We start from the raw sequence: 214 nt of genomic DNA, 5'->3' as shown, positions 1-214 counted from the left end.
GAGAAGCTGGCAAGGGGCGCTCAAGACAAGGAGCACGCCATGTCTCAGAAAATCAACGCAGCGATCGCCGTGATCGGCATTGATATCGGCAAGAACTCGTTCCACCTCGTAGGTCATGATGACCGCGGCGCCATCGTGCTGCGGCAGAAGTGGTCACGTGGCCAGGTGGAAACGCGGCTCGCCAACCTGCCGCCGTGCTTGATCGGTATGGAGG

At 60.3% G+C, this 214-nt stretch carries 1 pseudogene; it reads left to right on the top strand.

From position 1 onward, the window contains the following. Window positions 1-39: 39 nt before the first annotated feature. Window positions 40-214 (top strand): annotated as a pseudogene (locus KJQ96_RS39860) (IS110 family transposase); the annotation flags it as partial.

Origin of the sequence: Bradyrhizobium sp. sGM-13 (assembly GCF_018398875.1) — a bacterium.
In the GTDB taxonomy this organism is placed as follows: domain Bacteria; phylum Pseudomonadota; class Alphaproteobacteria; order Rhizobiales; family Xanthobacteraceae; genus Bradyrhizobium.
This window is presented reverse-complemented; position numbering and strand designations above follow the sequence as displayed.